At 66.4% G+C, this 24,189-nt stretch carries 23 protein-coding genes; 9 read left to right on the top strand and 14 right to left on the bottom strand.

All coding sequences use genetic code 11. The annotated features are described in order from the left end of the window. Positions 1-31: 31 nt before the first annotated feature. Genes ASF31_RS02630 through ASF31_RS02620 form a run of 3 tightly spaced genes read right to left on the bottom strand, consistent with a single transcriptional unit; the run spans position 32 to position 2,346 of the window. Positions 32-526: a GNAT family N-acetyltransferase gene (locus tag ASF31_RS02630; RefSeq protein ID WP_055753364.1), complete on the bottom strand. Its 495-nt coding sequence runs from the start codon at positions 524-526 to the stop codon at positions 32-34. A 60-nt stretch (positions 527-586) separates the two neighbouring features. Further along, entirely contained in the window at positions 587-1,360 is a 774-nt protein-coding gene (locus ASF31_RS02625) for an enoyl-CoA hydratase (protein WP_055753180.1), read from the bottom strand. Continuing rightward, positions 1,357-2,346: an MBL fold metallo-hydrolase gene (locus tag ASF31_RS02620; RefSeq protein WP_235551225.1), complete on the bottom strand. Its 990-nt coding sequence runs from the start codon at positions 2,344-2,346 to the stop codon at positions 1,357-1,359. Before ASF31_RS02620 ends, ASF31_RS02625 begins: the two co-directional genes overlap by 4 nt. Positions 2,347-2,563: 217 nt before the next feature. Between ASF31_RS02620 and ASF31_RS02615 the strand changes: the two genes are divergently transcribed. The 4 genes from ASF31_RS02615 (at position 2,564) to ASF31_RS02600 (ending at position 5,983) form a co-directional block, all read left to right on the top strand. Further along, on the top strand, positions 2,564-3,568 hold the full coding sequence (locus ASF31_RS02615; RefSeq protein ID WP_055753178.1) for a hypothetical protein: 1,005 nt from the start codon (positions 2,564-2,566) through the stop codon (positions 3,566-3,568). 102 nt (positions 3,569-3,670) lie between these two features. Continuing rightward, positions 3,671-4,456 (top strand): exodeoxyribonuclease III, encoded by a 786-nt coding sequence (gene xth, locus ASF31_RS02610; protein ID WP_055753177.1) that lies wholly within the window; start codon positions 3,671-3,673, stop codon positions 4,454-4,456. 5 nt (positions 4,457-4,461) lie between these two features. Next, a complete protein-coding gene (locus tag ASF31_RS02605; protein WP_055753176.1) occupies positions 4,462-4,977 on the top strand; it encodes a hypothetical protein in 516 nt (171 codons plus the stop codon). 88 nt (positions 4,978-5,065) lie between these two features. Then, complete coding sequence (locus ASF31_RS02600) at positions 5,066-5,983, top strand: hypothetical protein (protein ID WP_055753175.1); 918 nt, start codon at positions 5,066-5,068, stop codon at positions 5,981-5,983. Between the two features lie 10 nt (positions 5,984-5,993). On the opposite strand, the gene recN is transcribed toward ASF31_RS02600, so the two are convergent. Then, positions 5,994-7,691 carry a DNA repair protein RecN gene (recN, locus tag ASF31_RS02595; protein WP_055753174.1) on the bottom strand — a complete coding sequence of 566 codons (1,698 nt, stop codon included), beginning with the start codon at positions 7,689-7,691 and terminating at the stop codon, positions 5,994-5,996. A gap of 76 nt (positions 7,692-7,767) precedes the next feature. Further along, entirely contained in the window at positions 7,768-8,622 is an 855-nt protein-coding gene (locus ASF31_RS02590; protein ID WP_055753173.1) for an outer membrane protein assembly factor BamD, read from the bottom strand. 190 nt (positions 8,623-8,812) lie between these two features. On the opposite strand from ASF31_RS02590, the gene ASF31_RS02585 reads away from it, so the two are divergent. Both ASF31_RS02585 and ASF31_RS02580 read left to right on the top strand, forming a co-directional pair. Beyond that, positions 8,813-9,748 carry a ribose-phosphate pyrophosphokinase gene (locus tag ASF31_RS02585; protein ID WP_039245590.1) on the top strand — a complete coding sequence of 312 codons (936 nt, stop codon included), beginning with the start codon at positions 8,813-8,815 and terminating at the stop codon, positions 9,746-9,748. Between the two features lie 83 nt (positions 9,749-9,831). Beyond that, entirely contained in the window at positions 9,832-10,965 is a 1,134-nt protein-coding gene (locus ASF31_RS02580; RefSeq protein WP_055753172.1) for a hypothetical protein, read from the top strand. Between the two features lie 68 nt (positions 10,966-11,033). Here the strand turns inward: ASF31_RS02580 and ASF31_RS02575 are convergent, their stop codons facing one another. Next, positions 11,034-11,243, bottom strand: coding sequence for a hypothetical protein (locus tag ASF31_RS02575; RefSeq protein WP_055753171.1), 210 nt, complete (start codon positions 11,241-11,243; stop codon positions 11,034-11,036). A gap of 19 nt (positions 11,244-11,262) precedes the next feature. Beyond that, complete coding sequence (aceA, locus tag ASF31_RS02570; protein ID WP_055753170.1) at positions 11,263-12,543, bottom strand: isocitrate lyase; 1,281 nt, start codon at positions 12,541-12,543, stop codon at positions 11,263-11,265. Positions 12,544-12,699: 156 nt separating this feature from the next. Here aceA and ASF31_RS02565 point away from each other — a divergent pair, with 156 nt between their 5' ends. Next, on the top strand, positions 12,700-14,130 hold the full coding sequence (locus tag ASF31_RS02565; protein WP_055753169.1) for a short-chain fatty acyl-CoA regulator family protein: 1,431 nt from the start codon (positions 12,700-12,702) through the stop codon (positions 14,128-14,130). Positions 14,131-14,133: 3 nt separating this feature from the next. Here ASF31_RS02565 and ASF31_RS02560 read toward each other — a convergent pair whose 3' ends face one another. The 5 genes from ASF31_RS02560 to petA form a co-directional block, all read right to left on the bottom strand. After that, entirely contained in the window at positions 14,134-15,774 is a 1,641-nt protein-coding gene (locus ASF31_RS02560; protein ID WP_055753168.1) for a M28 family peptidase, read from the bottom strand. A gap of 72 nt (positions 15,775-15,846) precedes the next feature. Then, a complete protein-coding gene (locus ASF31_RS02555; protein WP_055753167.1) occupies positions 15,847-17,514 on the bottom strand; it encodes a M28 family metallopeptidase in 1,668 nt (555 codons plus the stop codon). 152 nt (positions 17,515-17,666) lie between these two features. Continuing rightward, entirely contained in the window at positions 17,667-18,542 is an 876-nt protein-coding gene (locus ASF31_RS02550; RefSeq protein ID WP_200918537.1) for a cytochrome c1, read from the bottom strand. A 5-nt stretch (positions 18,543-18,547) separates the two neighbouring features. Beyond that, positions 18,548-19,852 carry a cytochrome b N-terminal domain-containing protein gene (locus ASF31_RS02545; RefSeq protein ID WP_039245598.1) on the bottom strand — a complete coding sequence of 435 codons (1,305 nt, stop codon included), beginning with the start codon at positions 19,850-19,852 and terminating at the stop codon, positions 18,548-18,550. Between the two features lie 16 nt (positions 19,853-19,868). Next, positions 19,869-20,426: a ubiquinol-cytochrome c reductase iron-sulfur subunit gene (gene petA / locus ASF31_RS02540; protein ID WP_045810115.1), complete on the bottom strand. Its 558-nt coding sequence runs from the start codon at positions 20,424-20,426 to the stop codon at positions 19,869-19,871. A gap of 194 nt (positions 20,427-20,620) precedes the next feature. On the opposite strand from petA, the gene ASF31_RS02535 reads away from it, so the two are divergent. Beyond that, positions 20,621-21,076, top strand: coding sequence for a tRNA (cytidine(34)-2'-O)-methyltransferase (locus ASF31_RS02535; RefSeq protein WP_055753165.1), 456 nt, complete (start codon positions 20,621-20,623; stop codon positions 21,074-21,076). Here the strand turns inward: ASF31_RS02535 and ASF31_RS02530 are convergent. Continuing rightward, positions 21,067-22,326, bottom strand: a complete 1,260-nt coding sequence (locus tag ASF31_RS02530; RefSeq protein ID WP_055753164.1) for a dipeptidase — start codon at positions 22,324-22,326, stop codon at positions 21,067-21,069. The two genes, ASF31_RS02535 and ASF31_RS02530, sit on opposite strands and share 10 nt — an antisense overlap. A gap of 103 nt (positions 22,327-22,429) precedes the next feature. Between ASF31_RS02530 and hemF the strand changes: the two genes are divergently transcribed. Next, complete coding sequence (gene hemF, locus ASF31_RS02525) at positions 22,430-23,311, top strand: oxygen-dependent coproporphyrinogen oxidase (RefSeq protein WP_055753363.1); 882 nt, start codon at positions 22,430-22,432, stop codon at positions 23,309-23,311. Here the strand turns inward: hemF and ASF31_RS02520 are convergent. After that, the gene (locus ASF31_RS02520) at positions 23,308-24,183 is read right to left on the bottom strand and encodes a LysR family transcriptional regulator (RefSeq protein WP_055753362.1); all 876 of its coding nucleotides are present in this window, start codon (positions 24,181-24,183) and stop codon (positions 23,308-23,310) included. The genes hemF and ASF31_RS02520 overlap by 4 nt on opposite strands. Between the last annotated feature and the right edge of the window lie 6 nt (positions 24,184-24,189).

The raw sequence follows: 24,189 nt of genomic DNA, 5'->3' as shown, positions 1-24,189 counted from the left end.
ACTTAGGCCCCGCGAACCGTACGGGAAAGGGTCAGCCGATGCGAACCGAACCCGAAACCTGATCCACGCCGGTCGCCAGCCACAGGACGCGGCGACGATCCACGGGTCCGGGCAGGATCGCCTCGGGCGCATGGGCGAATCCGAACCGCTCGAAATAGGCCGCATCTCCAACCAGCAGCACGCCGCCGACGTCCAGCGTCCGTGCGTGATCCACGCACGCCTGAACAAGTTCGGCGCCTAGTCCGTCGCTCCGGCGGCCGGCGTCCACCGCGATCGGTCCCAAAAACAGAGCCGAGGTGTCTCCAACCACGACCGGCCATAGCCGCACCGAGCCCACCACGTCCCCGTCGCGCTTGACGACAAAGGCCGCGCTTGGCTGCGAGCCTTCACGCAGACGCTCGGCCGTCTTGGCGAACCGCCCAGGTCCGAACGCGGCTATGACCAGAGCCTCCACGCCTGCGGCATCGGCCGGGGTCTCGGCTTCGATACGGCTTAAGGCCGGAGGTATGGAAAGGGCGTGCGACATCGGCGCGCGCACCTAGAAGCAAAGCTGCGCCAAATCAAGGCAAGGCCTTCTGACGACCGCTCAACCGGCCTTCGAAAAGTCCGGCGCCCGCTTCTGCGTAAAAGCCATGAAGGCCTCCATCGCTTCGGGGCTCTTCATTTGAGAGCCAAAGGCTTCGCCCTCGCGCTGCATCAGCGCCCACAGACCTTCTGCGTCGCGCATCAGCCGCTTGGTCTTGCGGATCGAGTTGGGCGCGCGGGCCGCCACCTTGGCCGCCAGCTCCGCCGCCGTCGCCTCGACCTGATCGGCCGGAACCGCGCGATTGGCGATGCCCCAGGCCAGGGCCGTCCGGCCATCCAGCGGCTCGCCCAGCGCGAACAGTTCGAAGGCCCGCTGATGACCGATCACGGCCGGCAGCAGCAGGCTGGACGCCGCCTCCGGCGCCAGGGCCAGATTGACGAAGGGCACGGACAGCAACGCGTCCTCGGCCACCACCACCAGATCGCAGTGCAGCAGCATGGTCAGGCCGATGCCGACCGCCCGCCCCTTCACCGCCGCGACAGCCGGCTTGTCCAGGTCCGCCAGCGCCTTCAGGAAACGAAACACGGGCATGTCGCCCGGTCCCGCGCCCTGCGATCCCAAGGCGATGAAGTCCTGAATGTCGTTGCCGGCCGAGAAGCTGTCGCCCTCGGCCCGCAGCAGCAGTACGCGCACTGCATCGTCCGTGCGGGCCCGCTCCGTCGCCTCGGCCAGGGCCGAATACATGGCCTGGGTGATGGCGTTCTTCTTGTCGGCCCGGTCCAGGGTGACGGTCAGGACGCCGTCGATCAGTTCGCTGCGGATATGTTCGCTCACGTCGTTTCCTCGTCCTGTGCGACGGCGCTCCACCAGTCGACGCCGCTCTCGTCCCGCGTCCGCTGGGCGCGGCCGCGTCGTTCCAGATAGTTCAGATGCGCCTGAGCCTCGCCTGTGGCCATACCCAGCACCCCATCCCCGACCACTCGACCGAAGACGGCGGAGAAGCCGTCGACCACCCTAGACGGTTGACGCAACGTCCGCTCAAGCCGTTTCAGCGCGACCTCATGCCCTCGCTTCAGGGCATCGAGCCGCGCATGCACGCCGTAGAAGGGCTCGCCATGCGCCGGCAGGACGAACGCGCCCTCCGGCAACAGCGCCCTCAGCTTGTCCAGCGAGTCCATCCAGTCACCCAGAGGGTCGGCTTCCGGCTCCGTCGACCAGACCGAGACATTGGAGGAAATGCGCGGCAGGATCTGATCCCCGGCGATGAAGACGTCGTCCGACCGCCGCCACAGGCAGACGTGCTCCGGGCTATGGCCCGAACCGACCACCACACTCCAGTCGTCGCCGTCGATCTGAACGACATCGCCGTCGGACAGTCGCAGATAGCTGCGCGGCATCGTCGCCACGCCCTTGCCGAACCCGCCGTAGTCGGCCCGCCAGCGCGCGATCTGCTCATCGCTCCAGCCTGCGGCGCGATAGTATCGCTCGCCGTCCGCCGGCGCATCGCCTGCCTCCTCGGCCATCAGCATCCTCGCGGTCACATACTCCAGTCGCGACATCAGCAACGGCGCGCCCGACCGCTGACATAGCCAGCCCGCCAAGCCGATGTGATCGGGATGCATATGCGTGCAGACCAGCCGCGTCACGGGCCTGCCGCCCAGCGCGCCATCCAGCGCCGTCTCCCATGCAGCAACGGTCGTGGATGTCTTCAAACCCGTATCGACGACGACCCAGCCGTCGCCGTCCCGGATCGCATAGACATTCACGTGATCCAGTTGAAACGGCAGGGCGAACCGCAGCCACAGCACGCCTCGCGTCACTTCAACTGCGCTCTGTTCGGGGACATTCGCGCCCAAGGGATAATGAAGAATGGGTCGGCGTGACATCCGCTCGCGCTCATCGCTTTGTGATGTCACGCTTGTCTTGCCATTTCGCGCTAGCTTTCCAAACCCAGGTCACACTTGCTGTGCGTGGTTCTCTTGACGATTATCTTATGACAGCTCAAGGCTGAACAAAACTGGTCTTCGGAGGTCCTGCTTGTCCCATCATCGCGTCCTTGCGGCTCTTGCTAGCAGCGCATTTATCGGCCTGGCTTTGGCTGGTTCAGCCGTTGCTCAATCGGCTGGCCCTACGTCCAACCCTGAATACGGCGGCAGGGCGGCGCCAGGAAATCCGTCTGACCCTTCCCGGGCACAATCAACCCGCGAAACCTCTGCTTCGCGCCTGCGAGAGAACCGCCAGAATCGTAGACAACAAGCGCCTAGTGCAACCGCTCCCACCGCAGAGCAAGTTCTTGCATCCGCGCAAGAACAGGCAACTTTAGCGAATACGAAATGTCAGGTCACTGAGGCCAAGCTGTTGGGCCAAACGGCGGACAAAACCTCTGTTTTCGAGGTTGCATGCGGAGCAGAGGCTGGCTTCATCATTGAAGCGAAGACGCCACCTGTCGCGACAAGCTGCATCAATCTAGCCTATTCGGCGCGGATCGTACGCGAGAGAGATCCAGCGGCGGATGTCGGTATGCAATGCACGATAGCAGCGAATACGGATGTAGATCGGTTTATCCGTGCCTACGCTCAGCAAGCCAGCGTACCTTGCTCGGTTGATCAGACAAAGGTTTTGGGCCAGTCGGGCGACGGGGCTGTTGTTTATGAAATCGGTTGCGCGGACGCTGCTGGTTACTGGATTCAGAAAGAGGGCGAAGCTTGGACAAAGACACCCTGCATCCGAGTTTTGGCCGAAAGCGGAGTTTGTGAATTCACTACAGTCGCTGAAAATGCCGCATTCGTGAAAGGCCTTCTTGCAGGGTCGGATGCCGCGTCTTGTAACGTGACCGAAGCTCGGCTGATGGGCCAGAACGCCAACGGCGTTTTCTATGAAGCCAAGTGCGACGGCGCTGATGGCGTCATCGCCCGCGTGAACACTGAAAACGCGGTTCAGCAAGTCTATCCTTGCGCCACGGCACAACGCATCGGCGGCGGCTGCAAATTGACAATGGCGGCTCCGGCCGCTGCGCCAGCCCCTGCCGGCGGTCGCCCATAAACGACGACAGAGACCAGACGAAAGGGCCGTCGGAGCGATCCGGCGGCCCTTTTATTTTGCGCCCTCTTTTCCAAAACCGAGACGCAGCCTAGCGTCGTCGCCATGCGCATCGCCACCTGGAACGTGAACTCCATCAACGCCCGCCTGCCCACCGTGCTGGCGTGGCTGGAGCAGGCCGCCCCCGACGTCGCCTGTTTCCAGGAGATCAAATGCGTGGACGAGAAGTTCCCGCAGGAGGCCTTCGAGAGCCTGGGCTACAACGTCGAGACCCACGGGCAGAAGAGCTACAACGGCGTCGCACTGCTGTCGAAGTATCCGCTGTCCGACATCCGGCGCGGCCTGCCTGGCGACGAGACTGACGAACAGGCGCGCTATATCGAGGCTCTGGTCGAGGCGCCCCGGCCCATTCGCGTCGGCGCCATCTATTTGCCGAACGGCAATCCGATCGGGACCGAGAAGTTCGCCTACAAGCTGGCCTGGTTCGATCGGTTGAACCGCCATGCCCAGGATCTGCTGGCGTTCGAGGAGCCGCTGGCCCTGTGCGGCGACTACAACGTCATCCCCGAGGCCGAGGACGCCAAGAATCCGACCGCCTGGACCGACGACGCCCTGTTCCAGCCTCAGAGCCGCCAGGCTTTCCGCGCTCTGAAGAACCTGGGTCTGGCCGACGCGCACGAGATCGGCGGCGAACCGGCCGGCACCTACACCTTTTGGGACTATCAGGCCGGCGCCTGGCAGCGGGACCATGGCATCCGCATCGACTTCGCCCTGCTGTCGCCCCAGGCCGCCGACCGGTTCCGGGGAATCGAGACCCACCGCGACGCCCGCGAAATGGAAAAACCCAGCGACCACGTTCCTGTGGTGGTCGATCTCGATCTGGAGGCCTGACGACCATGGCCGACGTCTTGCGGGTGGTGTTGCTGATCGCCCTCGCGGCGGCCCTGCTGACGACCCTGGCCCTGGCGCTGTCGTGGTGGATGGAGCCGCCACGCCGTTTGCACCGCGCTATGCTGAAGACCTTGGGCGCCGCGCCGGAGGTCGAGGCCTTGTCGCCGGGCGAAGGTCGCGCCTGCGCCCTGAACTTCGACGTCGAACAGGTCGTCGTGCTGTGGGCCAACGGCGCCCATGGCTTGGTCTACGCCTTCGATGAGGTCGAGGGGGGCGAGATCATCGTGGACGGCCACGTCGTCGCCCGCATCCGTCGCGGCGAGGCGCGCAAGTCGCTGGACGTGCTGGCCCCCGACGCCGAACAGGTGGTGCTTCGGCTGATGTTCGCCGACGCCCGCCACCCGGAGTTCGAACTGGCCTTGTGGGACGCCGCCCTGCCTGTCCAGACCGGCTCACCGGGGGAAGCGCTTCGTCTCGGTCGCCGCTGGCTGTCGCATCTGGAGGCCCTGCTGAAGGGCTGAGACGCCGCATGGGCCTTTCAGTCGCCGCGATGCGGCGTTAGAAGCCCGGCTCATTCCTAACCGACACGCCTTTATCAGGGAGGCCGCCTTGGCCCGCCTTTTCGACGCCTATATCGTCGCTGACTGGACCGCCGCCGAAACCAAGAAGCTCGGCGACACCTCGCTGTGGATCGGCGTGGCCAAGCGCGACGTGCGTTTCCGCCTCTATACCGAGACGCACAATGTCGCGACCCGGGCCGAGGGCGAAGCCCTGCTGGCCTCGATCCTGGCGGACCACAGAAAGCGCGGCGACCGGGTTCTGGTCGGGCTGGACTTCAACTTCGGCTATCCCGCCGGCACGGCCGCACGGCTGAAGCTGGAGGGAACGGCGGGGCAGCCCCCCTGGCAGCTGATGTGGAAATTCATCGCCTCCAACGTCGTGGACAAACCCGACAACACCAACAACCGCTATCAGGTCGCGGCCAAGATGAACCGGCTGATGACCGATGAGGCCTGGCCTCTGTGGGGCGCGCCGGCCAAACAGGCCCAGCGCTGGTTGACCACGACGAAACCGCCCGCCGGCTCCGGCGCCGACATCCCCGAGTTCCGCGCCACAGAAAACGCGGCTCGCAAGGGCCGGCTTCAGCCCAAGAGCGTGTGGCAGATGCACGGCGCCGGCGCCGTGGGCGGCCAGACCCTGGTCGGCATCCCGGCTGTGCGGCGGCTTCTGGAAAGCCTCGGCCCGTCAGGCGCCGTCTGGCCCTTCGGCACCGGCTGGCGCGCGCTGACCCCCGATGACGTGGAACCCTTGTCGGCCCTGGTTGTCGAGGTCTGGCCGTCGATGCACGAGACCAAGCCTCAACCCGGCGAGTTCAAGGACCAGGCCCAGGTCCGCTCCACGGCCGAGGCCCTCGCCCGCATGGACGAGGCCGGCGACCTGGCCAAGGCGTTCGCCCCGCCCAAGGACGCCTCGCCCGAACTGATCGCCCAGGTCGAACAGGAAGAAGGCTGGCTCCTGGGCGTCTAGGCCGGGCTTATCAGCCGATCAAAGCCCGCGCCGCCGCGCGGGCTTCGTCGGTGATCTCAGCCCCGGACAACATGCGCGCGATCTCTTCCTGACGGCGCTGATCGTCCAGGGCGACCACGGTGGTGGTGGTCAGGCCGTCGCGGTCGGCCTTCATCACCTTCCAGTGGGCATGGCCGCGCGCGGCGACCTGGGGGCTGTGGGTCACGACCAGGACCTGGGCGCCGCTCGACAGGCGTTTCAGGCGCGACCCAACAGCCTCGGCCACCGCCCCACCGACGCCCTGATCGACCTCGTCGAAGATCATCACGGGCTGACGCATGTCCTCGCGGCTCGCAAGAGCGGCCTTCATCGCCAGGGCGAAACGCGCCAGTTCGCCGCCCGAGGCGATGGCGTCCAGCGGGCCGAAGTCGGTTCCGGCGTTGGTCGCGATCTGGAAGCGCACCGTCTCGACGCCGTCTGGCCCGCGTCGGCCTTCGATCGGTTCCAGCGCTACGCGGAACCGCGCGCGCTCCAGCTTCAGCGGGCCTAGCTCTGCCATGACGGCGGCGGTCAGGCGTTCGGCGGCGGCTTCCCGCGCCGAGGTCAGGAAAGTGGCCGCCAGATCATAGGCTTCCGCCGCCTCGGCCGCCTCGCGCCCGGCATTGGTCAGCGCCTCCTCACCATCCTCGATCAGCCGAAGCTGCTCGCGAAGCCGAATGCGCAGGGTCGGCAGGGCGTCGACCGTGGTGTGCAGCTTGCGGGCGGCGGCGCGCAGGGCGAACAACCGCTCTTCCGCCTTGTCCAGACGACCGGGCTCATAATCGAAGGCGTCGGCGGCGGCGTCCACGGCGGCAAGGGCTTCCGCCGCCTCGACCATGGTGCGGTCGATCGCCTCCACGGCGGCCGAGAGTTTGACAATGACCGGATGATCGCCCTCGGCGCCCGCTTGCCCTGCCCTCTGGCGCGCATGTTCGACGGCCCTCAACGCCGCGCCCAGCTTTTGGCTCAGCTTGTCGCCGCCTAGTTGGGTGCGCGCGTCGCCCAGATCTGCGATGGCCTTTTCGGCGGCCCCCAGCAGGGCGCGTTCGCCTGCCAGTTCCGTCTCTTCGTCGGCGCGGGGATCCAGCGCATCCAGTTCGGAGAGGGTCAGGCTGATTTCTTCGCGCCGCGCATCGGCGTCCGCCGCCTGCGCCTTCAGCTCCGCCAGCTTCGCCTCGGCGGCCTTGAGCCTCGCGGAGGCCGACGCGACCGCCGACAACTGAGGCTGCAGTCCGCCATAGGCGTCCAGTGACGCGCGATGCGTTCGCCAGTCCAGCAGGCCCACCGTCTCATGCTGTCCATGCACCTCGACCAAGGCCGCGCCGATCTCGCGCACGGCGGTCACACCGGCCGGCTGATCATTGACATAGGCCCGGCTGCGGCCATCCGCACCCAACACCCGTCGCAGGATCAAATCCTCCCCTGGCTGCACATCAAATCCCTTGTCGGCGATCAGGGCCAGCAGATCGGGATCGTCGGGGGCGGAGAAGACGGCGGTGGCCACAGCCTGTTTGGCGCCATTGCGCACCAGGCCCGCATCGCCGCGCCCGCCAAGCGCCAGGCCGAGCGCGTCCAGAATGATCGACTTGCCGGCTCCGGTCTCGCCAGTCAGCACAGTCAGGCCATTCTCGACCTCGAGATCGAGCACGTCCACCAGGACGACGTCACGAATGGAAAGGGCGGTCAGCATCGCGTCAGGCGCCGGCGGAACGAATCATGACCGACAGAATCCCGATCCCCGCCGGATTGCACAAGCCGTCGCGTGATCAGCCCGGAATGATCCGCTGCAGCCAGCTCTCGCGCTTACCCTCGGGCGCCTTGTCCGGCGCCTGGCCATTCTCGGTCAGCAGCGCATAGGCCTCGGCGTACCAGGGGCTGCCCGGATAGTTGTAGCCCAGCACGGCGCCGTTGCGCGTCGCCTCTTCCTTCAGACCCAGCTGAAGGTTGACCTCGACCAGGCGATACAGGGCTTCGGGCGTGTGCGAGGTGCGCTGGAAGTCCGGGTTGGCGATCACCGCCTTGTAACGGTTCAGGGCCGCCAGCGGTTGATTGGCGCGCTGATAATAGCGGCCGATGTTCATTTCCTTGCCGGCCAGCTGGTCGTTGACCATGTCGATCTTGACGGCGGCGTCCGACGCATAGGGCGTGCCCGGATAGCGGCGCGAGACATCCTTCAGACCCGCCAGGGCGGCGGTGGCGTAACCCTGATCGCGCCCCACATCGGTGATCTGCTCAAAGTTGCAGACCGCCTTCATGTAAAAGGCGTACGACGCCGACGGATTGCCGGGGAACAGCTGGATGAACCGGTCCGCCGCCGCGATGGCGTCGGCATAGGCGTTGTTCTGATAGTAGGCGTAGATCTGCATCAGGATCGAACGCCGCGCCCAGTCCGAATACGGATGCTGGCGTTCGACTTCCTGGAAATAGTCCACGGCGTCGGACCAGCGGCGCTGCTGCAGCCGATCATAGCCGGTGTTGTAGAGCGCCTCGACCGGACGTTCCTCATAGGCCAGCTTGGGACGCTTGGTGCCCGAGCAGCCTGAAATCGTCACTGCGGCGAGCGCCGCGGCCATCAGCACCATGCCGGAACGGAACTTAGAAGCGGACAAGGACGACCCCATGACGTGTGAAGGACGGCTCTGAAGCCGTTCCCCGGAAACCAACGCGGCGACCTCTAGCACCCGCAACCGAGCCGCGCCATGCCGAGGAAAACTCAGCATACGACTTGCCCTGCCCGGCTCCACTGGTAAAGAGCGCGCCAACCGACCGCCGTTCATGGGGGGCGGATGACGGCGAAAGGATGACCGGCCGATGAAGCTGCTCTCAGGCAACTCCAACCGCGCACTGTCCCAGGCGATCGCCGACCACCTGGATGCGCCCCTGACCAAGGCCCAGGTCAAGCGGTTCGCCGACAACGAGGTCTTCGCCATCATCGAGGAAAACGTCCGCGGCGAGGACGTCTTCATCCTGCAATCGACCTCCTATCCGGCCAACGACAACCTGATGGAGCTGCTGATCATCACCGACGCCTTGGTGCGGGCCTCGGCGAAACGGATCACGGCCGTCATCCCCTATTTCGGCTATGCGCGTCAGGACCGTAAGACCGGCGGCCGCACGCCGATCTCTGCCAAACTGGTGGCCAATCTGATCACCCGCGCCGGCGCCGACCGCGTCCTGACGATGGATCTGCACGCCGGTCAGATCCAGGGTTTCTTCGACATTCCGACCGACAATCTGGTCGCGACCCCCGTGTTGGCGCAGGACATCAAGGAAAACTACGCCCGCGGCGACGACCTGATGATCGTCTCGCCCGACGTCGGCGGCGTGGTGCGCGCGCGTTCGCTGGCCAGCCGCCTGGACGCCGATCTCGCCATCGTTGACAAGCGCCGGCCCAAGGCGGGCGAGAGCGAGGTCATGAACATCATCGGCGACGTTCAGGGTCGCCGCTGCATCCTGTTCGACGACATCGTCGATTCGGGCGGCACCCTGGTCAACGCCGCCAAGGCCCTGATCGACCAGGGCGCGACCGAGGTTTCGGCCTACATCAGCCACGGCGTCCTGTCCGGACCAGCCGTCCAGCGCATCACCGACGGCCCGCTGAAGGAGCTGGTGATCACCAACTCCATCGAGCAACCCCACGAAGTTTTGAACTGCCCAAAAATCCGAGCGGTTTCCGTGGCTCCGCTGGTCGGAGAGGCTATCCGACGGATCGCGAACGAAGAATCGGTATCGAAACTGTTCGATTAACCTTCGGATAACCATAAGGCCCGCCTTATAAGCGCCAACAGTATTGGCGCTTTTTGCGCGCGTATTCGCCTGAGGAAGTCTCCATGAAAACGGCCCTACTGAGCCGCGGTCTGTCGGCCGCCGCCCTCGCCGCCGCTGTCCTGCTCGCCAGTTGCGAGAGCGGACCCTCGAAGGCCGAGCTGGAGGCCCAGCGTCTGGCGGCCGAACTGGCCGCCCGCAAGCCGCCCCCCGTGTCCCTGAACCAAGGCGTGGCGGACGCCGCCGCCATCTATGTCGCCTTCCTGCGTGAAGCCCAGACGATCCAGCCGGGCGGATTCCCCGATGCCGAATCGATCCAAGCCGCCCTGCGCAAGGGTTCAGCCTATGACGCCGACCAGCTGTCGCGCGGCCTGATCGCTTACGGCGCCATCATCGCCCTGCAGTCGCCCGAGTTCGTCGCCGGCGTGCAGCAGTATGCGATCGATCCGGCGCAGCGTCAGCGCATGGTGGCCCAGATCGTTGCCGATCCGGCCTACGCCGCCACCCTGCCCGGCGCCGACGCCGCCGCCGGCCTGATCTCGGCGACCGTCGGCAAGGACGCCATCGCCATGCGCGCCATCGCCGAGGCGATCGAGCAGGACGCCTACACCATCCAGGGCCGCAGCGATCCCCGCCGCCGCTGGGCCATCACCCCCATTCCGAACCGCGAAGTGCGACTGGAAAGTGCAAAGACCCTGTCGGCCGTGAAGATGCTGCCGTCGCCAGAGGAATCGAGCCGCCTGTTCGCCGCCGCCAACAGCGGCACGGGTCTGGGACTGGAGCCTTCGCGCAAGGGCCCGCCCTACACCCCCGCCGTCGTCCGCTCTCTGGCCATCGCGGCTCTGGGCGCGCTCGGCGCCGGCGGCGACGAGGCCCGGGTCAATACCGAGGCCCTGACGCACGAGCCGAACAGCGAGTTCTGCATGGATATGTCCAAGCTGATGCTGTTCCAGTGCCTGGCCGCCTCGCGCCCCAGCTACGAGGACATCTTCTGCCTGGGCCGTCACATCACCCGCGACCTGGCGACCTGCACCACCGAGGCGACGCAGATCACCACCATCGTCGTCGGCGATCCTCAGGAAACCGGCGCCGCGCCAGCGCGCACGCCCATCTCGGTCACCGTCCCGCAAGCGACGCCTGTTCCGACCCCGGCGGTTGCGACCACCCAATCGCTGAACACCGGCCCGACGACGCGCTAAGCGACACTTCGAACAGAGCAAGGCCCGCTCCGAGCGATCGGAGCGGGCCTTTTTCTTGGGCCATCGGCCTATTCGTAACCGTGCGCCGCTTCGTTGATGACTTGTGACGGCATGGACGAGAAGTCCACGGCGACGGGCGTCGCGGTCTTGGATTGATAGGTCCTCAGCACGTGAGTCAGACGACGACGCACCTCACGTTCGGCCTCCGTGCCGGAGTCGAGCGCCAGGGGCGCCAGGCAGAAGTCGATGATGGATTCGGTTCGGGTCAGCGGTTCCATTTGCGGGTTCCTTTCCGGGTTAAGCCGCGTGGGTGAACTGGGCGGTCTCGGTCGAGTCCTTCAGCGCCGTCGTCGAGGACGTGCCGTTGGAGATGACCGTAGCGACCTGGTCGAAATAGCCGGTGCCGACTTCGCGCTGGTGACGCGTGGCGGTGTAGCCGATGGCCTCGTTGGCGAACTCGCGCTGTTGCAGCTCGGAATAGGCCGCCATGCCGCGATCGCGATAACCGTCCGCCAGCTCGAACATCGAGTTGTTCAGGCTGTGGAAACCGGCCAGGGTCACGAACTGGAACTTGTAGCCCATGGCGCCCAGCTCGCGCTGGAACTTGGCGATGGTGGCGTCGTCGAGCTTGGCCTTCCAGTTGAAGGACGGCGAGCAGTTGTAGGCCATCAGCTTGCCCGGATGCTTCTTCTGCACGGCTTCCGCGAACTTCTTGGCGTCGTCTAGATCCGGATGCGACGTCTCCCACCACAGCAGGTCGGCGATATTGGCGTAGGACAGGCCGCGCGCGATGCAGTGATCCAGACCCGTGCCCTCCTTCAGGCGGAAGAAGCCTTCAGGCGTGCGGTTGTCGCGATCGATAAAGGGCTGGTCCCGCTCGTCGATGTCCGAGGTGATCAGTTGCGCGCTTTCGGCGTCCGTGCGCGCGACCGTGATGGTCGGCGTGCCCATGACGTCGGCGGCCAGACGCGCGGCGACCAGATTGCGCTCATGCGCCTGGGTCGGGATCAGAACCTTGCCGCCCAGGTGGCCGCACTTCTTTTCCGACGCCAGCTGGTCCTCGAAGTGAACGCCGGCCGCGCCCGCCTCGATGAAGGCCTTCATGATCTCGAAGCTGTTCAGCGGCCCGCCGAAACCGGCTTCCGCGTCGGCGACGATGGGAACGAACCAGTCACGCTTGGCGCCGCCCTCGGCATGCTCGATCTGATCGGCGCGTTGCAGGGTGCGGTTGATGCGGCGGCACAGTTCCGGCGCGGCGTTGGCCGGGTACAGCGACTGGTCGGGGTACATGGCGCCGGCCGTATTGGCGTCCGCCGCGACCTGCCAGCCTGACAGATAGATGGCCTTCAGGCCCGCGCGGACCATCTGCATGGCCTGGTTGCCGGTCACGGCGCCCAGCGCATTGATGAAGGGCTCGTCGTGCAGCAATTGCCACAGGCGGTTGGCGCCCCGCTCGGCCAGCGTATGGGTGATCGGCACCGAGCCGCGCAGGCGCAGGACGTCCTCAGGGGTGTAGGGGCGCTCGATGCCGTCGAAACGGCCGGCGGGCGAAGGCACCAGATCGGCGAAGGTGGTCATGGTCAAACTCGGTCTCTGAAGGGCGCGGCCGCAACCGCCGTCTCGGAGACAAGAACACGCACCGGTCAAAACTGATACAGACCGAACCCCATCAACGAAGTCATCTTGTCATACTATGACTTTGCCTATTCGGTCACGTTGTGACATCGTGCGGTGATGAACACCGCCGCTGACCGCAAGCTGTTTCTGGGCGCCCGGCTCAAGCGGCTGCGGCGCGATCTGGGGCTGACCCAGACCGCCATGGCCGCCGATCTGGACGTTTCTCCAAGCTATCTCAATCACATAGAACGCAATCAGCGGCCGGTCTCAGCCCAGTTGCTGCTGCGATTGGCGGACACCTATGACGTCGATCTGCGCGCGCTGAACCAGGGTGGCGCGGCGGACGAGGCGCGTCTCACGGAAATCCTGGCCGACCCCCTGTTCAAGGACCTATCCGCGCCCCGGCACGAACTGGTGCAACTGCTGGAAGAGGCGCCCGGTGTCGCCGACGCCCTGCTGCGCCTCTATCAGGCCTTCGACGACGGCCGCACGCGCGCCCGCGCCGCCGCCGAGACAGGCGAAAGCCCGATCGAGACCAGTCCCGCCGAATGGGTGCGCGAATACATCCAGTCGCGCGGCAACCATTTTCCCGAACTGGACCAGATGGGCGAGGCCCTGTCCGACGCCCTGTCCACAGAGGCGCCCGCCCACGCCGACGGCTTCGAACCCGCCGCCCGTCATCGGCTGGCGGCCAGGCACGACCTCGGCGTCCGCACTCTGCCGGCCGAGGTCATGGTGGAATGGACCCGCCGCTACGACCTGCACCGCCGCCGTCTGCTGCTGTCGGAAACCCTGGGGCCGTCCTCGCGCGCCTTTGCCATCGCCTATCAACTGGCCCTGGCCGAGCAAGGGCCGGCGCTCAACGCGCTGGCAGAGGCCTCGAACGCCCCGGACGCGCCCACTCGATCGCTGCTGAAGGTCGCCCTGACCAACACGCTCGCCGCCGCGACCCTGATGCCCTACGCCGCCTTCCAGCGGGCGGCGGAAGAGACGCGCTATGACCTGGCTCGGCTCCAGGCCCGGTTCGGCGTCAGCTACGAACAGGCCGCGCACCGCCTGACCACCCTGTCGCGCCCCACCGCGCGCGGCGTGCCCTTCTTCCTGATGCGGGTCGATCAGGCGGGCAACATCTCCAAACGCTATGCGGCCGGCGCCTTTCCCTTCTCGCGTTTCGGCGGCGCCTGCCCGCGCTGGCGGCTGCATTCGGCCTTCCGCACGCCCGGCCGCATCGTCACCCAGATCATCGAGACTCCAGATGGCGGCCGCTGGTTCACCTTCGCCCGCACGGTCGAGCGGCAAGGCCACGACGGCTATGGCGAGCACCACGACCTCGCCGTCGGCTTGGGCTGCGAACTGCGTCATGCGCATCGTCTGGCCTACGCCCACGGCATGGACCTGCAGAACCCCGAGGTCACGCCCATCGGCCCGGCCTGCCGCCTGTGCCACCGCCACCCGTGCGCCGAACGCGCCGCCGCCCCCATCGACCGCCCGCTGGCGGTCGATGACTGGTCCAAGTCCGTCAGCCCCTATCCGTTCGGCGCGGCCTGAGGCCTAGCGCCTCTGATCGGCCGTGCGGTCGCGGATGGCGTTGAACTCGGCGGTCGGCTTCCACGCGGGCCAGCTCTCGCTGTCGGCCACCGTCAGCCCCAGCCGATACAGCAGGTCCAGGTTCTGCAAGGCGGCCGTAAAGTCATAGTCGGCCCGCCATTCGTCGGTCAGCTTGTGATAGTATTTGGCCATCGCGCCCTCGTAATAGGGCTTGCCCGCCTCGATCCCGCCCTCGACGAAATCACGGCCCGTCCACGGCATCAGGGCCGGCACCCCGCCGGCCGCGAAGTTGAAGTGGTCGGAGCGGTAGTAGAAGCCTTCTTCCGGATAGCCGTCGCCCGTCACCACCCGCCCCTGCACGGCCGCGAACCGGCCCAGGATATCCTCCAGCTCCGACTTGCCGACCCCGAACACCGCCACGTCACGCGTTGCGGGCGTAAAAGGCAGCATGTCAATGTTGATGTCCGCCGCCGTCTTGGCAAGCGGATAGACCGGATCGGCGGCATAGGCTTCCGACCCCAGCAGCCCCTGCTCCTCGGCCGTGACGTGCAAGAAGACCACGGTGCGCTTCGGCGCCGGTCCAGCCTTGAACGCCCGCGCCATCTCGATCAGACCGGCCGTCCCCGACGCATTGTCCCAAGCGCCGTTGAAGATGTCGTCGCCCTCGGCGTTCGGCGTCCGGGCCTTGCCGACGTGATCCCAGTGGGCGGAATAGAAGACGTATTCGTCAGGCCGCTCGGTGCCGGGAATCTTGGCCAGCAGGTTGTTGGAGTGGATGACTTCGGTCGTCTCGGCGATATCGACGCTGAGACGCGCGCCCAGATCCAGAACGCCCCCCAAGGCGGTCGTCTTCGCCCGCTCGACGGCGGCTTCTAGGGGCGCGCCGCCGATCGCCGTCGCCGTGGCCATGTTGATGGATCCGCTAAAACGCGGGTCCTGCGCGCCCTTGACCGTCATCTGCGGCCGGGTCGCGCCTCCCACGGCGCGACGCCAGCGGTTGTCCTGATCCTGAAGCGTAATGACGCCCACGGCTCCGCGCTTCAACGCCTCCTGGGTCTTGTGCGTGGTCGAGCCGTAGAAGTTGGGATCCTCGCCCATCACCGTCGGCTGGCCGCGCAGAATGACCACGACCTTGCCGGTCAGGTCCGCATTGCCATAGTCGTCCCAGGTCGGGCCCGAAATGCCGTAACCGGCGAAGACCAGCGGCGCCTCGGCCGTCACGACCGGTTCCGCCGACCCGGCGCGCAGGGTGATGTCCGTCCCCGAGACCAGCGGATGCGCGATGCCGTCCGCCCCTGTCCAGGACGCCGTCGGCGCCCGCTCCGGCGTGAAGCGCACCAGATCGACGGGCTGCAGCCACGATCCGTCGCGCCCGCCCGGCTCCAGCCCCATCGCCTCGTATTGCGCCTGCAGATAGGCCAGGGTCAGCCGTTCGCCGATCAGGCCGGGGAACCGTCCCTCCAACTCGTCCGACGCCAGATATTTGATGTGGTCCGACAGGCGCTGGGCGCTGAACTGAGGCGTCGCGGCCGAGGCGACGGCGAAGGCGTCCAGCTTGGGCGCCGGCGATGCGACCGGCGTCGTCGCGCAGGCGGTGAGCGCAAGCGCCGCAAGGGCGACCAGGGGTGAACGGCGATGGATCATTGAACTGACTCGACAGGCGAAATGGCAAATGGGTGGAGATTCCTCCCCGCCCCATCTTGATGTGTGAAAAGACTAGCGGCGTTCGGACGCGGTCGTGGCGCGCACCGGCGCGAACTCTGAGCCCGACTTCCACTGCGGCCAGTCGCGACCGTTCGCCAGGGCGCGACCGACATCGTAGAAGACGGTCAGGTCCTCGATCATGCCGCTGTAGTCCCAGTCGGGCGACCATTCGTCCGTCGCCTGGTGATAGCGTTTGGCGCCGTATTCCGACCGCGCCGCCTCGCGCGCGGCGATCGGCTCGTCGCGGAATTCGCCCCGGCTGCCGGCATAGGCCATCGGCACGCCGCGCTTGGCCAGCGGGAAGTGGTCCGAACGGTAATAGGTGCCGGCCGCATTCTCGTAGTCCGGGACCAGTGCTCGCCCTTGCGGCTGGGCCGCCGCCGCCAGACGCTCGTCGAAGTCCGACTGGCCATATCCGGTGACGCCCAGCCCCGTGACGCGGCCATAGACGTTCATGGAGTCCATGTTGAACCCGCCCACCGTCTTGGCCAGCGGATAGACCGGGTTCACCGCATAGTATTCCGAGCCCAGCAGGCCGCTTTCCTCGCCGGTGAAGCTGATCATCACGATCGAGCGCTCGGTGCGCGGCGCGCGACCGAACATGCGCGCCAGTTCCAGCAGCCCCGCCGTGCCCGAGGCATTGTCCACCGCCCCGTTGAAGATGCGGTCGCCGGTCGCATCCGGCTCGCCCATGCCGATGTGATCCCAGTGGGCGGTATAGAGGATCGTCTCGTCCGGATGAGTCGCGCCCGGCAGGCGGGCGATGACGTTGTGGCTGGTGACCTGATTGGTGGCCACGTCGAACTCGGTCGAGAAGGATGCGCCGGGCAAGGCGACCGGCTGGAAGTCACGGCTGCGCGCCTGGACCTTCAGCGCGTCGAAATCCAGACCCGCGCGACGGAACAGGTCGACCGCCACGTCACGCTGGATCCAGCCCTCCATCGGCACGCGCTCCGCCGCCGCATTTTGGCGCAGGATGTCGAACTGCGACACGCCCCAGGAGTTGGCGACCGTCTGCCAGCCGTAAGACGCCGGCGCCGTCTCGTGCACGATCAGCACGCCCGCCGCGCCCTGTTTGGCCGCCTCTTCGTATTTGTAGGTCCAGCGGCCGTAATAGGTCATGGCCTTACCGCCGAAGGTGTTAAGCGCCGGCTCCTCGAAGTCGGCGTCATTGACCAGCACCACCAGGATCTTGCCTCGCAGGTCCTGGCCCTTGAAGTCGTTCCACTGCCGCTCGGGCGCATTGATGCCATAGCCGACGAAGACCAGCGGGGCGTCCTTCAGGCTGACGTGTTCGGCCGGGCGACGGGTCGAGATGGCGACCTCGCGGCCTTGCGTCATCGGCAGGGTCCAGTCGCCCAGCTTCAGCGAGGCCCGCACATTGGACTGGGTAAAGCGGTTCAGGATCACGTCCTGCGTCCACTGGCCGTTCGGCCCACCCGGCTCGAACCCAGCGGCGGCGTAGCCTTCGCTCAGATACCGGATGACCTTTTCCTCGGCCGGTGTGGCGATGCCCCTGCCCTCGAAGCTGTCGTCCGACAGCGTCTTGATGTCCTGCGAGATCCGCGCCGCATCGAAAGTCGGGACGGTGTGAACCGCAGCGGGATTGGACGCCGTGGCGCAGGCGGACAAGGCGGCGCTCGCCAACAGAACGGCGGCGAAAGAAGAGACAAGACGCATGAACTGAAGGCCCCACAGCCGGAAACGATACGCGACCCTAGGGGGCGAACTTCTCCCTGTCGATGCTGCGTCCCGGACCTTTCGTCGCTAACGAAAAAGCCCGCCAAGGCGAACCTTGGCGGGCTTACGAGTTCGATCCCGCAGCGTAGCCCTTAGTGGGCGACGCCCTTCCAGATGCGGCGGTAGGCGACATAGGTGATGCCGGCGAACAGCAGCAGATAGATCATCACGCCCAGACCGGCCTGCTTGCGCTCGACCATCTTCGGCTCGGACGTCCAGGCGATGAAGGCCGCGACGTCCTTGGCGTATTGATCGACCGTCTGCGGCGAGCCGTCGTCATAGGTCACCTGACCGTTCTGAAGCGGCGGCGGCATGGCGATGAAGCCGCCGGGCGGAACGTCCTTGTGGTCGCCCGTCCAGAACGGCGTCAGGTCGCCGGCCATATAGGGGTTGTAGTGCTGACCCTCGCGGATCTGCAGGCCGGCCGGCGCGGCCTTGTAGCCCGACAGCAGCGAATAGATGTAGTTCGCGCCGTCGTGACGGGCCTTGGCCATGACCGAAAGGTCGGGCGGCGCGGCGCCGCCATTGCCCGCCGCCGCCGCCGTGGCGTTAGGATAGGGGGCGCGGAACTTGTCGGCGGGCGTGGCGTCACGCTGGATCGCCTCGCCGGTCTCGCTGTCGATGTCGCCGACCTGGTTTTCCTTGGCCAGAGCCTTCACGACGGGGTTGTCGTTCGGGTTCGGATACTTCGGATTCCAGAACGGCCCATGACGGTCGCCCAGGTTCCGATAGTGCATCAGGTTCATGCTGTGACAGGCGGCGCAGACCTCGTGATAGACCTTGTAGCCGCGTTGCAGCTGGCCCTGGTCATAGGTGCCGAACGGCCCTTCGAAGCTGAATCCGCCCGAGCGCGGATGGGCCGCAGCGCCCGCCGCCATGGCGGGAGCGGCCGCGCTCAACAGACCCAGCGCAATCGCGGCCGAGGCGATGATCGTCTTGAACGACACGGTCTTCATTCCAATCGTCATGATTTTCAGACCTTGTGCTCGACGGCGCCGGCGCCGGTCAGGACCGGCTCGGAGATCGTCGCCGGGATCGGCAGCGGCTGCTCCTTCAACCCGACCAACGGCATGATGATCAGGAAGAAGACGAAGTAGTAGAGGGTGAAGACCCGCGTCAGCCACAGGTAGGAGTTCAGGTCGCCGTCGATCAGGGTGAAGGTCTTGAACGACCCGATCACCGGCGCGTCAGGCAGCTGACCACCGCACCAGCCCAGGCCCACGCCCACCACCAGGAAGATGATGAAGAAGGTCCGCATCGTCGGGCGATAGCGCATCGAGCGCACCTTCGACGTATCCAGCCAGGGCAGGACGAACAGCACGCCGATGGCGCTGAACATCGCCACCACGCCGCCGAACTTGTCCGGGATGGCGCGCAGGATCGCGTAGAAGGGCAGCATGTACCACTCGGGCACGATGTGCGCCGGCGTCTGCAGCGGGTTGGCCGGGATGTAGTTGTCGGCGTGGCCCAGCGCGTTCGGCTGATAGAAGACGAAGATGGCGAACAGGATCAGGAACAGGATGATCGCAAAGCCGTCCTTGACAGTGAAATACGGGTGGAAGGGCAGCGTGTCCTTCTTCTCCCGATCCTTCGGGATCAGGATGCCGACCGGGTTGTTCTGACCGGCCGAGTGCAGCGCCCAAAGGTGCAGCACGACGCAGCCCAGGATCGCGAACGGCAGCAGATAGTGCAGCGAGAAGAAGCGGTTCAGCGTCGCATTGTCGATCGCCGGCCCACCGCGCAGCCAGATCAGGATCGGCTCGCCCAGCACCGGGATGGCGCCGATCAGGTTGGTGATGACTTCAGCGCCCCAGAACGACATCTGGCCCCACGGCAGGACGTAGCCCAGGAAGGCGGTGGCGATCATCAGGAAGAAGATCACGCAGCCGATGATCCAGATCATCTCGCGCGGCGCCTTGTACGAGCCGTAGTAGAGGCCGCGCAGCATGTGCAGATAGACGGCGATGAAGAACATCGACGCGCCGTTGGCGTGGACATAACGGATCAGCCAGCCGCCGTTCACGTCGCGCATGATGCGCTCGACCGAGGCGAAGGCCAGATCGACGTTCGGCGTATAGTGCATGGCCAGGACGATGCCGGTGACGATCTGCGTCATCAGGCACAGGGCCAGGATGCCGCCGAAGGTCCACCAGTAGTTCAGGTTACGCGGCGTCGGCAGGGACATGTAGTCCGCGCCGAAACGGATGATCGGCAGCCGGGTGTCCAGCCACTTCTCGACGCCCGTCTTCGGGACGTAGGTGCTCTCGTGATCGCTCATGATTCCCCCTTGGTCCTCAGCCGATCTTGACGCGGGTGTCGGACAGATAATCGTATTCCGGCACCACCAGGTTCAGAGGCGCCGGCCCCTTACGAATGCGGCCGGAAGCGTCGTAGTGCGAGCCGTGGCAGGGGCAGAACCAGCCGCCGTAATCGCCCGCGCCAAAGGTCGGCACGCAACCCAGGTGCGTACACGAACCGATGACGACCAGATATTTCTCGTGACCCGGCTTGGTGCGCTCGGCGTCGGTCTGGGGCTGTTTCAGGTCCGGAGCGTGATCGTCCGCGATGACCTTCTGCAGCTCGGCCGGGGTGCGGTAACGCACGAACACCGGCTTGCCCTGCCATTTGATGACGACCTGCTGGCCTTCCTGAACCTTGGTCAGGTCGAACTCGATCGACGCCAGCGCCAGCGTATCGGCCGCCGGATTCATCTGGTTGATCAGCGGCCAGGCGATCATGGCGCCCGCGCCGACCGCTGCGGCGCCCGCCGCAATGTAGATAAAGTCCCGACGATTGGGATCACCGCCCTCAGGGCTGTGACCGTCTTCCGTATGCACGACCGATTCGGCCACGTTTCCACCTCTCGAACGCCGCAGAAGACCCCCAAGGGCGTCCCCAGCCACGGCACGAACCAACAAAAGACGCCGGGAATCCCCGACGGCCCGTGACTTGCGCCGCGTTGGACGCAAGCTGCTGACGTTTCTTGCGAAACGCTCGCAAACAGACCGCGACAAACCCCCTCGCCGCGCGTATGTCAGGCCTTAGAATGCGTCTCGCCCTTTTTCAACCGGACATTCCTCAGAACGTCGGAGCCTGCATCCGATTGTCGGCCTGTTTCGGCGTCGATCTGCATGTGATCGAGCCGACGGGCTTCCGTTTCGACGACCGCGCCATGAAGCGCGCGGCCCTCGACTACGGCCCGCTGTCCCACATGACCCGCCACGCCGACTGGGAGGCCTTCCAGGCGGATCGTCCGGCCGGGCGGCTGGTGCTGCTTACGACCAAGGGCGCGACTCCCCTGCCCGATTTCGTCTTCCAGCCCGACGATACCCTGCTGTTCGGCAAGGAAAGCGCCGGCGCCCCCGACTATGTCCACGCCGCCGCTGACGCGCGCGTCGTCGTGCCGCTGCGTCCGGAGGCCCGCTCGCTGAACCTGTCGGTCACCGCCGGAATCGCCCTGTGGGAAGGCCTGCGCCAGACGGGCGCCGTCGGTCAGTTCTGAGCCGAAGTGGGCTCCAGCCGCGCCATCGACGGCCGCTCGCCGGCCTTTGACGCCGCGACGGTCTCGACCGCCCGCATGACCCGCAGCAGGTTCTCGCCGGCGATCTTGCGGATGTCGGCCTCGGTCCAGCCCGCCGCCATCAGGGCCGCCAGGATGCGCGGATAGGCGTCCACCCCGCCCATGCCTTCCGGCAGGCTGCCGACACCGTCGAAGTCGGCGCCCAGGCCGACGTGGTCGATGCCTGCGACCTCTCGCACATGCTGGATATGCGCCACCACGTCGGCCAGCGTCGCTTGGGGCGTCGGATTGGCGGCGGTCCAGGCGGTCAGCCCGGCCTCCACCGCGCCGGGATCGCCGGGGTTCAGGGTCTTCAGCCGCGCCTCCTCGCCCGCCTTGGCCCCGTTCCAGGCTCGCACCGCCTCGGACACGAAGCCGGGGGCCAGGTTGATCATCACGATGCCGCCGTCCTGCGGCATCATCCGCAGCACCCGATCCGGCACATTGCGCGGATGATCCGTGACCGCCCGCGCTGACGAATGGGAGAAGATCACCGGCGCATCGGACACGCGCATGGCGTCCAGCATCGTCTCCTCGGAGACGTGGCTCAGGTCGACCATCATGCCCAGCCGGTTCATCTCTTTGACCACCGCCTCGCCAAACGGGCTGAGGCCGCCCCATTTCGGCGCGTCCGTCGCGCTGTCGGCCCAGGTCGTGGTCTTGGAGTGGGTCAGCGTCATGTAGCGCGCGCCGGCCCGGTAGAACTCGCGCAGCAGGGCCAGGGAATCGTCGATCGAATAGCCGCCCTCCATCCCGATCAGGCTGGCGATACGGCCCGACTTGAACACCGCATCCACCTCGTCCGCCGTGGTCGCCAGGCCAAAGGTGTCGGGATGGGCGGCGATGATGCGTTTGGCCGTATCGATCTGCTCAAAGGTTTCCTCAACCGCCTCCAGCGGCGTCAGGCTGGCAGGCACATAGACGGACCAAAACTGCCCTCCGACGCCCCCGGCCCGCAGGCGCGCGATATCGGTATGCAGTTTGGTCGACGCCGCCAGATTCTTCGTCAGATCAACGGCGTAAACGTCATTTCCGTACTGCTGTCGCAACGCCCACGGCAGGTCGTTGTGCCCGTCGATCAGGGGCGTGGTCTTCAAAATCTCCATCACACGCGCCTCATCGGCGTCCTGAGCGTGGGCCACCCCTCCCAGCGCGAGCGATACGACGGCGACGGAAACGAGACGGCGGATCATGGGCGGGCTTCCTGAAAACGGCAGACGGCCATTAGCGCCCGCGATTCTGCTTATGACAACCTGTCCGGATGACGCCGCCGCCGCGACGTGGTTCAAGCGCGCCATGAGCGACGCCGTCTTCTCCGATCCGCTCGACCTGAAGAAGGTCGAGACCCGCGCCTGGTTCGAACATCTGCGCGACCGCATCCATGCGGCCTTCGAGGCGCTGGAGGATGCCGCCCCCGCCGACCTGTTCCCCGGCGAGCCCGGTCGCTTCGTCCGCACCGCATGGGAACGGCCCGAGGGCGGCGGCGGCGTCATGGGCATGATGCACGGTCGCCTGTTCGAAAAGGTCGGCGTCCACGTCTCGACGGTGCATGGAGCCTTTCCCCCCGACTACGCCAAGAACGTGCCCGGCGCCGACGTCGATCCGCGCTTCTTCGCGACGGGGATCAGCCTGATTTGCCACCCCGTCAGCCCGCGCATTCCGGCCGTGCATATGAACACGCGCTTCATCACCACGACAAAAAGCTGGTTCGGCGGCGGCGGCGACCTGACGCCCGTGCTGATGGCGGATCGTCGTCAGGATCACCCCGACACCGTCGCCTTCCACGCGGCCATGCAGGCCGCCTGCGACGCCCACCACCCGACCTGGCACGCCAAATACAAGGCCTGGTGCGACGAGTATTTCTACCTGCCCCACCGCAAGGAGCCGCGCGGCACAGGCGGCGTCTTCTATGACCATCACGACAGCGGCGACTATGACCGCGACTTCGCCTTCACCCGCGACATCGGCCTGGCCTTCCTGGACGTCTATCCCCGCATCGTCGCCAATCGCATGGCAGAGCCCTGGACGGCCGAGGAACGTGATGAACAGCTGATCCGCCGGGGCCGCTACGTCGAGTTCAACCTGCTCTACGACCGCGGCACCATGTTCGGGCTGAAGACGGGCGGGAACGTCGACTCGATCCTGTCGTCCATGCCGCCGGTGGTGAAGTGGCCCTAGCCCATCGCCTCGACGAACACATCGCCGGCCCGGCTGCGATACCGTTCGCGGTGTCGTAACAGGCGGAACGGTCGCTCGGGCAGGGTGAAGGGCGCCGTCACCAGCCGTCCGGCCGCCACCGACGCATAGGCAACGCTTTCCGACAGGGCCGTGGCTCCCGCCCCCGCCTCGGCCGCCGCCAGCACGGCTTCGTTCGACGGCAGGGTCATCGATACCGACAGGGTCGCGGGATCGACCCCGATGTCCCGCACCGCCGCCTCCAGCGTCGACCGCGTGCCCGAGCCTACTTCGCGCAACACCCAGGGCTGGCCCGCCAGATCCTTCGCCTCCAGCCGACGTCGCGTCGCCCACGGATGGTCCGGCGTCACCAGCACGGCTAGCCGATCCGACCCCACCTGGACCTGCGACAGGGCCGGTTCGTCCACCGCCCCCTCGACCAGACCAATCTCGGCGGCGCCGCTCAGCACCGCCTGCGCCGCCTCGCGCGTGTTTCCGATCTCGACGGCCAGTTCGACGCCGGGATAGGCCGTGTGGAAATCCACCAGCCGGCGCGGCAGCCAGTAGCTGGCGATGGTCTGACTGGCGAACACCGCCAGCCGCCCGCGCCGCAGGGCGCTCATGTCCGCCAGCGCCGCCTCGGCCGCCGCCGCTCGCGCCAGCACTGCCTTGGCCTCGGGCAGAAAGGCGCGGCCAGTCTCGTTCAGCACCACGCCACGCCCGACCCGGTCGAACAGCCGCACGTCATGCTCGGTTTCCAACGCCGCCAGGGCGTTCGACACGGCCGACTGGGTCAGGTTCAGCGCCCTTGCCGCCGCCGTCACATGGTCACGCTCGGCGACGGCGACGAAGATACGCAGGCGTTCCAAGGTCACGATTGA

This window comes from Brevundimonas sp. Leaf280 (assembly GCF_001422455.1).
Lineage (GTDB): Bacteria > Pseudomonadota > Alphaproteobacteria > Caulobacterales > Caulobacteraceae > Brevundimonas.
This window is presented reverse-complemented; position numbering and strand designations above follow the sequence as displayed.

Excerpts from the sequence above, each read along its gene's own strand:
- ASF31_RS02605 (WP_055753176.1), top strand. The coding sequence starts at position 4,462 with ATGGCCGACGTCTTGCGGGTGGTGTTGCTGATCGCCCTCGCGGCGGCC.
- ASF31_RS02575 (WP_055753171.1), bottom strand. The coding sequence starts at position 11,243 with ATGGAACCGCTGACCCGAACCGAATCCATCATCGACTTCTGCCTGGCG.
- ASF31_RS02550 (WP_200918537.1), bottom strand. The coding sequence starts at position 18,542 with ATGACGATTGGAATGAAGACCGTGTCGTTCAAGACGATCATCGCCTCG.
- ASF31_RS02590 (WP_055753173.1), bottom strand. The coding sequence starts at position 8,622 with ATGGGGTCGTCCTTGTCCGCTTCTAAGTTCCGTTCCGGCATGGTGCTG.
- ASF31_RS02565 (WP_055753169.1), top strand. The coding sequence starts at position 12,700 with ATGAACACCGCCGCTGACCGCAAGCTGTTTCTGGGCGCCCGGCTCAAG.
- ASF31_RS02580 (WP_055753172.1), top strand. The coding sequence starts at position 9,832 with ATGAAAACGGCCCTACTGAGCCGCGGTCTGTCGGCCGCCGCCCTCGCC.
- hemF (WP_055753363.1), top strand. The coding sequence starts at position 22,430 with ATGAGCGACGCCGTCTTCTCCGATCCGCTCGACCTGAAGAAGGTCGAG.
- ASF31_RS02585 (WP_039245590.1), top strand. The coding sequence starts at position 8,813 with ATGAAGCTGCTCTCAGGCAACTCCAACCGCGCACTGTCCCAGGCGATC.
- xth (WP_055753177.1), top strand. The coding sequence starts at position 3,671 with ATGCGCATCGCCACCTGGAACGTGAACTCCATCAACGCCCGCCTGCCC.
- ASF31_RS02545 (WP_039245598.1), bottom strand. The coding sequence starts at position 19,852 with ATGAGCGATCACGAGAGCACCTACGTCCCGAAGACGGGCGTCGAGAAG.
- ASF31_RS02630 (WP_055753364.1), bottom strand. The coding sequence starts at position 526 with ATGTCGCACGCCCTTTCCATACCTCCGGCCTTAAGCCGTATCGAAGCC.
- ASF31_RS02555 (WP_055753167.1), bottom strand. The coding sequence starts at position 17,514 with ATGCGTCTTGTCTCTTCTTTCGCCGCCGTTCTGTTGGCGAGCGCCGCC.
- ASF31_RS02535 (WP_055753165.1), top strand. The coding sequence starts at position 20,621 with ATGCGTCTCGCCCTTTTTCAACCGGACATTCCTCAGAACGTCGGAGCC.
- aceA (WP_055753170.1), bottom strand. The coding sequence starts at position 12,543 with ATGACCACCTTCGCCGATCTGGTGCCTTCGCCCGCCGGCCGTTTCGAC.
- ASF31_RS02560 (WP_055753168.1), bottom strand. The coding sequence starts at position 15,774 with ATGATCCATCGCCGTTCACCCCTGGTCGCCCTTGCGGCGCTTGCGCTC.
- recN (WP_055753174.1), bottom strand. The coding sequence starts at position 7,691 with ATGCTGACCGCCCTTTCCATTCGTGACGTCGTCCTGGTGGACGTGCTC.
- ASF31_RS02530 (WP_055753164.1), bottom strand. The coding sequence starts at position 22,326 with ATGATCCGCCGTCTCGTTTCCGTCGCCGTCGTATCGCTCGCGCTGGGA.